Source organism: Lysinibacillus sp. FW301-JW8 (assembly GCF_058788755.1).
This window is the reverse complement of the sequence record NZ_JBYTBB010000113.1, coordinates 1-8,166: the sequence shown is the minus strand read 5'-3', so window position 1 is coordinate 8,166 and position 8,166 is coordinate 1. Positions and strand designations below refer to the sequence as shown.

Below are 8,166 nucleotides of genomic sequence, written 5' to 3'. Positions count from 1 at the left end.
TACGTGTCTTTGTTTTTCTTCTAATAGTAGAAAAAAATAAAACTGAAATTTCGGTTAATATTTATGCAATGCTAGTGATTTCATGTCTTTACAATATCAAAATATTGTTTTACGAAATAGATACATATATTTATCCCTTATTAACACTAGGGAAATATTCACTGTTTATACTGAGGAAGCATTTCAAACATGAGGAGGACAAAAATTTGAAAAAATCACTATTTTTCGGAATAACATTCATGCTTTCAATATTGCTGATGGCATGTGGAAATGAGGCCTCTAAAACAGCTGATGATGAAGAAACAGTAGATGTTTCCTCTGATGCAAGTGGGAATGAATCCGTAAAAAAATTAACAATCGGCTTTGTGCCTTCCCGAGATCCTGATGAAATTATTACAGCAACAGAACCTTTAAAGGGTTTACTAAAGGACGAGTTAGCAGGATTAGGCTTTGATGTAGGTGAAATTGATATTACTGTTGGAACAAATTTTGAAGCGGTTGGCGAAGCGTTGTCTGCTGGAACTACGGATATTGGTTTAATTCCAGGAGGGACTTATGTACTTTATGATGATGGCGCTGAAGTAATATTAACAGCGACACGTGCAGGCTTAAGCAATGATTCAGATAATCCTATTGATTGGAATAAAAATGAGCCTACTGCACCAACAACAGCACAAACAACATCTTATCGAGCAATTTTAGTTGCTGGTCCATCGGAGAAAGGAAAGGCTTTAGCAGCGAAAGTAAATAATGGTGAGGAATTAACGTTTGAGGACTTAAATAATGTTACTTGGAATGTTATGTCAAGCTCATCACCTGCAGGCTATATTTATCCAACATTATGGTTGCATGAGAAATTTAATAAAACAATTCCTGATTTAGCACAGGTTGTACAGGCTGATTCCTATGGTAATGCTTTTGCACGGTTAGCTGCGGGACAAACAGATGTCCTAGTGACGTACGCAGATGCACGTCGTGATTATGAGGAAAGCTGGCAAGGAGATTTTAATCGCTCCGCTTCTATTTGGGAGGAAACAGACTTACTTGGTGTTATGCCTGCGATCTATAATGACACAATTAGTGTCAGTACAAATTCAAAAGTCATGAATGACGAATTAAAGAAGGCTATTCAGCAAGCCTTCATTAATATTGGTAATTCTGAAAAAGGGAAGGAAGTAATTGCGATCTACAGTCATGAAGGCTATCAGGCAGCAAAGGATAGCGACTATGACAATGAGCGTAAGGCACAGGAGTTAGTTCAAAATCTTGGTTCGAAGTAAATAGCATGAAAAAGGACTGACCATCATAGAAATGTTTACTGAATCTGCGAGGCTTGCGGCTTATCCGCAGAAAGCCTCGCAGATTCTTAATTTTTAGCCTATGATGCAATTCCTCTATCATAAAAGGAGCGTTACTATGATCGAGTTTAAAGAGGTAGAAAAAAGATACCCCAATGGCTTTCTTGCATTAAATCACATTAATCTTGAAATTGAGCAGGGGGAGTTCGTTGCGATTATCGGTTTATCAGGTGCAGGGAAATCAACATTATTGCGCTGTATTAATAAAATGCACGATATCTCAGGGGGAACGTTGCGAGTAAATGCTATTAATGTAGGTCAGTTAAAGGGCAGAGAGGTACGAAATCTGCGTCGAAATATTGGTATGATATTTCAATCCTTTAATTTGGTAACACGTGTATCCGTTTTGAAAAATGTCCTTGTTTCCTTTGTTCCTAATATACCCTTTTGGCGAAAACTCTTTGGCGTTTTTACAAGAAAAGAGAAGCTTCAAGCATTAATGGCACTGGATCAGGTAGGGATTTTAGAGAAGGCTTATGTACGAGTAGATCAGTTATCCGGCGGCCAGCAGCAGCGTGTAGCCTTGGCACGTACACTTGCTCAAAATCCCCAAATTATTTTAGCGGATGAGCCTGTAGCATCATTGGACCCTGTGACAGCTAAGCAAGTGATGGAAGACTTTAAACGTATCAATCAAGAACTAAACATGACTATTTTAATTAATATTCATCACGTTGATTTGGCATTGTCTTATGCAACGCGTGTTATTGGTGTAAGGAATGGGGAAATCGTTTTTGATGGAAGGGCGAATGAAATCAACGAGGAAACGCTTGCTTTTATTTATAACGATACGAAAGTGGGGAGAGGTGTAAACCGTCATGCAATGGAAGCTACTATTGCCGAAAAAAATAGTATTGCCTAATGGTAAGGAAGTGCTAGAAAAGCGCTCCGTTATGCCGCTAATATGGCTTATCCTCTTTGCTTTAACATTGCTTTCGATCCGAATTACGGGATTTAGCCTAGAGGTTTTGAGGGATCGAATGAATCAATTCTTCGTGATTGTACAGCAGATGGTTCCACCTAATTGGGGATATGTAGCGAAGCTATGGCAGTCTTTATTCGATACCATTAAAATGTCATTGCTTGGCTCCGTAGCAGGTGCTATTTGTGCCTTGCCTATTGCTATGCTTGCTGCAGCCAATATTACCAAAAATAGATGGATTGCGATGTTAAGCAAATTTATATTGAGCTTACTTCGAACATTACCAACATTAATCATCGCGCTGATCGCAACATTCATATTTGGGCTTGGAACGATGGCTGGTACTATTGCAATCTTTTTATTCACAATTGCATATGTGGGAAAGCTTTTATATGAACAAATTGAAAATGTTGATATGGGGGCATTTGAGGCTATGCATTCAATGGGGTTGTCAACCATTCAGGCATTTCGCTATGCCATTTTGCCGCAAATTCTCCCAAATTACTTATCAACATCATTATTTTGCTTTGAGGGAAATGTCCGTTATGCATCCATTCTAGGGTATGTCGGTGCTGGTGGGATTGGTTTGCTTCTTAATGAAAGCTTGGGGTGGAGAAGCTATGCAAATGTAGGCATGATTTTACTAATGCTTGTCTGCACTGTTTTTATCATTGAATCAACTAGTGAATATTTTCGTAAGAGATTAATGTAGGGGTGAAGCTATGAATGTCATCGAAAAGCAATTACAATTACAACCGGATCGACGTATGTCATACTTTCTAACCCTTGTAATTTTAGGTCTGCTATTTATATGGTCGATATCAACGATACATGTTGACTCGATATCAAACAATGGGGCAAAAATTGCAAAGAATATATTAGTAGGGCTGCTGCAGCCAGATTGGGCATTACTATTTAATGCGACCACTGGTGGGATTCCTTATTTATTAATTGAAACAATGGCCATTGCCTTTCTTGGTACGATTGTAGGAGCATTTCTAGCTATTCCATTAGCCTTCTTATCTGCCTCGAATATCGTGCCTAAGCCTATTGCATTTGTGGTGCGTTTACTATTAATCATTATACGTACCATTCCTGCGATTGTATACGGTCTTATGTTTATTCGGGTAACAGGTCAAGGACCATTTGCTGGTGTGCTCACGATGTCGTTAACATCCATAGGCATGCTATCCAAGCTATATGTCGATGTGATTGAGGATTTGGATAAGAGTGTATTAGAATCGATGGAGGCTCTCGGCTGTACGATGATGGAGAAGATTCGTTTTGGAATATGGCCACAGTTGACGGCGTTATTTTTATCGATTGTGATCTATCGCTTTGATATGAATTTACGAGATGCAACTGTACTTGGCTTAGTAGGGGCTGGAGGAATAGGTGCACCTCTTATTTTTGCGATGAATGCATATAAATGGTCTGAGGTAGGGTCTATTTTAGTAGGATTAATATTACTTATTTTAATGGTAGAATATATGTCAAACCGTGTGAGAACTAAGCTTGTCAGAGGATAAGCTAAGCAAGTTCTCATTATATAAAATCCTGAATAGAATCAACTATTCGGGATTTTTTAACATTGTTCAAATGAAGGATTTTCAAATATTAAAAGTTTTTTACTTGAAAAAATACCGTATTCGATTTATTGTCTTTAGAGATACTTGTTAAATGGACTTGGAGGATATGGAATGCACGGAATTTATATACGCTATAATGTCTTAGAAGAAACCCCAGCAGCAAAATGGCCCAAAAAAATGGATGCATTTGCGTATGTTCAACGAGAAAAACCACAACAAGACAATGACAACTTGCTGTCGATGGAAGAGCTAAAGAGCCATGCCATTCGCTATATTAAAAGCTTAAAAGACAATGCAAGTGTACATTTAGTAGAGCAACGCAATGGCGAAATTGAGCACTTTGATCAACGCTATATGGAATCGTTAAAGCTTAAGGAAAGCATTGATTCACAGCTGATCAATCTTGAAGAAATCCGTTTACTATTGCAATTAATGAATGTCCTGAATCTATCACATGGTTTCGGCGAAAATGCAGGGAAGCTACTACGTCAAATTACCCCATATGCAAAAGAGGTAGAGCACCCAACATTCCAAACGACTCGTGTTGAGCGACATTTTTACTCAGAATTAATTGAGCAAATTGAAGCGATCTATGCACGAATTATGCGTCAACACAACCCATCCACGACTGAAATGCAAAAGTCAGAAAAGCTTTGGTCAGCCGTTTGTGAGCAAGCGATTGAAAAGTTGGAGGCACGAATTGAACGTTTGTCCTCTATCAAACTCAAGCATGAGAAAAATTTGCTAGAGTTTAGTCAATTAAAGCAGCAAAACATCGAGGCAAAAGAACGTCTTGATCTTGCGGTCAATGAACTTGATGTAATTTTAAATGTACTAGAATCATAAAGGCTTTGTTAATATCTAAATAAGGCGGTTTGAGTGGGGTTAGCTATGAGCTAGCCCCACTTTTTACCTCTGTACACAAAAAGCATCACTCCATGAGAGTAGATGCCTAAGTTATCACGACAAGAAAAGAGTAAGGCTAAAAAAGAGAAACAACGTGAAGTAAGACTAGCCATCTTTCGATACGCAACAGATTTATATCGTGTGTTAGATATTGTTTACCGTTTCTTTCGTATGATGCTATAAAAAAGGAAGCGCCATTCAGTATTTTTTGCTGGGTGGTGTTTTCCTTTGGATAAAATAAAAAAACGCCCAAGAGCCACTTGAGCGTTTGTACTACATGCGATTCTCACGACAAGAATCTTACTAACATTATAGTAACCCCCAACAGGCGAAACCGTCAATAATAGTATACGTAAGGTTTGAAGGCGTTATTTATACAAAAGTACCTATTCAATTTTATGAAAGAGTGCTTTTTTTGTGGTTGCTATTACATGCAGTGGAAGGGGCTGATCAATCAAAGTATATAAAAAAATTGTGTATTATGGGGTTAAAGCACTGTCCTTAAAACAAAAGTGTGGGTAACTACAGCGAAGACGATGAAATACAAACAAGCTTTATTTTTATTGCCAGAAATAAAAGGAAATTCTCTCCTTTTGTCGAATTGAAGTAGATGGAAAGAGGAGAGGTTTTATGCAAAGAGAACAGCTTAAACAAAGAATATTAAGAGAACCATCTAAATTTATTTCATATTTAAAAGAATTAATTAGTGAGAATAGATTTGACGATGGTGAAGCGTTAGAAATATCGTTGCTTGTCATAAAAAATGGACCTGAAAGTTTATCGGATCAACAATGGTATGTCTTTTTAGAGAATGGTATTTTACGTGATAAGTATGTAGATAAATGTGAAAGATGTTCTGAACATATTCCTTGGTCAAATATGTACAGTTCTATATTTATAAATAAAGATTATCTTTGTGCTAACTGTAGTTATTTTGAAAATAAAGTAACCTTTAACAATTATCTGTGAGGGTTAATTTATGTACCTAGAAATGCGCTGTGCCAAACAGTGCTTTATTTATAAAAGTAAGTTATTCATATAATTGATTAATAATTAACCCCAATCTCACTCACACATTCCCATACACATACTCGCCATATTTTGTAAACTCTAGTCTAGCACCGCATAGTCCCAAAATATTTCATTTTTATGCTTTATTTTACTTAGTTTAAAATCACAAAGTATTGATTTAGTTTATAGATGTTTTTAGATATTATATGAATCCATTTCACATTAAATGCTTTTGAATCATAATGCCTGTATAATGCGGTTTGAGTGTGGTTAGCTATTTTCAATGTGATATAAAGATAAAAGAAAAAGCTGCGGCGTTGGAAAACGCTACAGCCCAGAATTGATTATGCCCTTTGAAGTGCAGAAATAGTTTATCATGTAGTGTTAATAGATAGCAATCAAAAAGAATTTACAGAACAACAAAAGTTTAGCAATTAGCCCATAACTCAAACATTCCTGTACCACGCAAGCTACGCCCCATTAAAAAAGTATGGTTAATTTGGTAAAATATAAATGGAAATCAAAATCCATTAAGTTAGCGAAAATGCTAAGATGAATGACTGAGTGGTAATTTTAGATGAATAGTAAGAGAATAATTGTATAGATGTTTTACGAGAATGATATTTTAAAAAAATCCTAAAATAATAGGAGAGTTTAATATGAAAATCACTAACATTGAATATCCAACTGCATTATCACAAATAACTGATATTAAAGATGATAACATTGATATTTTTGTAAAGCTAGATGATGGTTTTTCCTACACACTAGTTGTATGTACCCCAAAAAATCTTGAGACATTGATGGAAAAAGAGGAGCTTGAATATCTTCCAGCTATGCCTCCTATGATAATTGTTAAAGAACTTACGGAAGTTAATATTAGCAAAGCATTTGGATACTTATCTTGAAAATAATGCATACTGGTTAAAGCTATATTATTTATCAGGAGTAATCGAATCGGAAATACTGGATAATACATTAATTAGATATGCATATGAAAATGAATAAATCTATAAAATATACAATATGAAAGTAGGTGTAAAAGATAGATTTTCCATCTTTTAAAAATGCAATTCATGAAGACTTAGTATTTCATAAAATGAAAGTGCCTAGTAGAGTTATAAGAGTTGATGAGAAAGGAATTTGCTATTCTATTGGGAAGATAGGTGACTATAAAAAAGTAAGCTATGTGGAATTAGAAGCTGCTTTCTATGAATTACAAAATAATAATAAAATCACTCGGAAATGGTATGAAGAAACATTTCCTAAACAAGCAAAATCAGCACCTTGTAACTTTACAACAATTGGTGGTTTGTTACTACACTTTAGGCTTGCCATCCACAATGGTAAAGGTATTTATTCAAAATAAAGTATCTTTAAGAAGCGTTATAAAGGTTCTCATCTGTTTCTGATTTGAGGTGAAGTTGGATGGATAGAGTGGGTGTATAAGATTACTTATCGTCATACAATTGACAGCTAGTTCGAGTATCCTTGAGTAGTGAGATAATGGAAATTGAGGGTGGGGGATAAAAATGAAAAAGAGAAAAGTTGGAATTTTGATATATGACTATGTTGATATATTAGATTTTTCAGGTCCAGCAGAGGTTTTGTCATTAACCTCGAATAGTAAGGCTGAGCAGGCATTAACTCTTTATAACTCTAAATGAGCAAATACTCTTCAAATAATTACCATCAAGCAAAATAAAAAGACAGAATTCACCCTTTTGGTTAAAATGAAAGCTCTGACCCAATCATCCACCAAAGGAGCGTATCTGTCTGATGAATAGATTAACATATCACCAACAAATCAACAAAGGGTTTCTTGATTGGCAATTGCCTTTTTACTTTTCAAAGCCCGTTTTACAGCATTTGACCCATTTTATCGATGGGATGTCGAGCATTGGTTTTACAGGCAAACTAACAGAGATTCATGCTTTTAGCCACCACCAAAAGCATCGTACAACACTTGGGCATTTCCTTAAAAATAGCCCATGGAATGAAACCTATCTTTTAAGACAATCACAAAAATACGTGCGGCAAAGCATGGCTCAAGATGAACCTGTATTTCTCTTACTCGACGACACGATTGCCAAGAAAACAAAGCCTTCGTCACGGGCAGCCCAACCAACTGAAAGCTGTGGCTACCATTTCTCGCACACAGATGGGAAAAGTGTTTGGGGGCATCAAGTTGTGCAACTGATGATGAAATCAGGGCAACACGCATATCCATATGATTTTCGATTATTCGATAAAGAAACAACCGACAGTAAAATTCAACTTTCGTTAGAGATGATAAATCAACTGCCGTTATTCAAACAGCCATCGTATTTTTTGTGCGATAGCTGGTATACATCGCGTACGATCATCGAAGCCGTGCTCT

Annotated in this window: 11 protein-coding genes; all 11 read left to right on the top strand. The window is 36.3% G+C overall.

Features of this window, described 5'->3' with window-relative positions; translation table 11 throughout:
• The first annotated feature begins 239 nt into the window (after positions 1 to 239).
• A complete protein-coding gene (locus AC3WOM_RS25965; protein ID WP_492448936.1) occupies positions 240 to 1,280 on the top strand; it encodes a phosphate/phosphite/phosphonate ABC transporter substrate-binding protein in 1,041 nt (346 codons plus the stop codon).
• A 136-nt stretch (positions 1,281 to 1,416) separates the two neighbouring features.
• Positions 1,417 to 2,220: a phosphonate ABC transporter ATP-binding protein gene (gene phnC / locus AC3WOM_RS25960; protein WP_492448935.1), complete on the top strand. Its 804-nt coding sequence runs from the start codon at positions 1,417 to 1,419 to the stop codon at positions 2,218 to 2,220.
• The gene (gene phnE, locus AC3WOM_RS25955) at positions 2,177 to 2,992 is read left to right on the top strand and encodes a phosphonate ABC transporter, permease protein PhnE (RefSeq protein WP_492448934.1); all 816 of its coding nucleotides are present in this window, start codon (positions 2,177 to 2,179) and stop codon (positions 2,990 to 2,992) included. Before phnC ends, phnE (AC3WOM_RS25955) begins: the two co-directional genes overlap by 44 nt.
• Before the next feature lie 10 nt (positions 2,993 to 3,002).
• Positions 3,003 to 3,809: a phosphonate ABC transporter, permease protein PhnE gene (phnE, locus tag AC3WOM_RS25950; protein WP_427546084.1), complete on the top strand. Its 807-nt coding sequence runs from the start codon at positions 3,003 to 3,005 to the stop codon at positions 3,807 to 3,809.
• A 171-nt stretch (positions 3,810 to 3,980) separates the two neighbouring features.
• Positions 3,981 to 4,715 (top strand): hypothetical protein, encoded by a 735-nt coding sequence (locus AC3WOM_RS25945; RefSeq protein WP_492448933.1) that lies wholly within the window; start codon positions 3,981 to 3,983, stop codon positions 4,713 to 4,715.
• A gap of 102 nt (positions 4,716 to 4,817) precedes the next feature.
• Positions 4,818 to 4,958, top strand: a complete 141-nt coding sequence (locus AC3WOM_RS25940; RefSeq protein WP_492448932.1) for a hypothetical protein — start codon at positions 4,818 to 4,820, stop codon at positions 4,956 to 4,958.
• A 447-nt stretch (positions 4,959 to 5,405) separates the two neighbouring features.
• A complete protein-coding gene (locus AC3WOM_RS25935; RefSeq protein WP_492448931.1) occupies positions 5,406 to 5,744 on the top strand; it encodes a hypothetical protein in 339 nt (112 codons plus the stop codon).
• 701 nt (positions 5,745 to 6,445) lie between these two features.
• Complete coding sequence (locus AC3WOM_RS25930; protein ID WP_492448930.1) at positions 6,446 to 6,694, top strand: hypothetical protein; 249 nt, start codon at positions 6,446 to 6,448, stop codon at positions 6,692 to 6,694.
• 191 nt (positions 6,695 to 6,885) lie between these two features.
• Positions 6,886 to 7,155 carry a hypothetical protein gene (locus tag AC3WOM_RS25925; protein ID WP_492448929.1) on the top strand — a complete coding sequence of 90 codons (270 nt, stop codon included), beginning with the start codon at positions 6,886 to 6,888 and terminating at the stop codon, positions 7,153 to 7,155.
• A 163-nt stretch (positions 7,156 to 7,318) separates the two neighbouring features.
• Entirely contained in the window at positions 7,319 to 7,453 is a 135-nt protein-coding gene (locus AC3WOM_RS25920; protein ID WP_492448928.1) for a hypothetical protein, read from the top strand.
• A gap of 112 nt (positions 7,454 to 7,565) precedes the next feature.
• Positions 7,566 to 8,166: transposase (locus AC3WOM_RS25915; RefSeq protein ID WP_492448927.1), on the top strand; the 601-nt coding region annotated here is incomplete at its 3' end.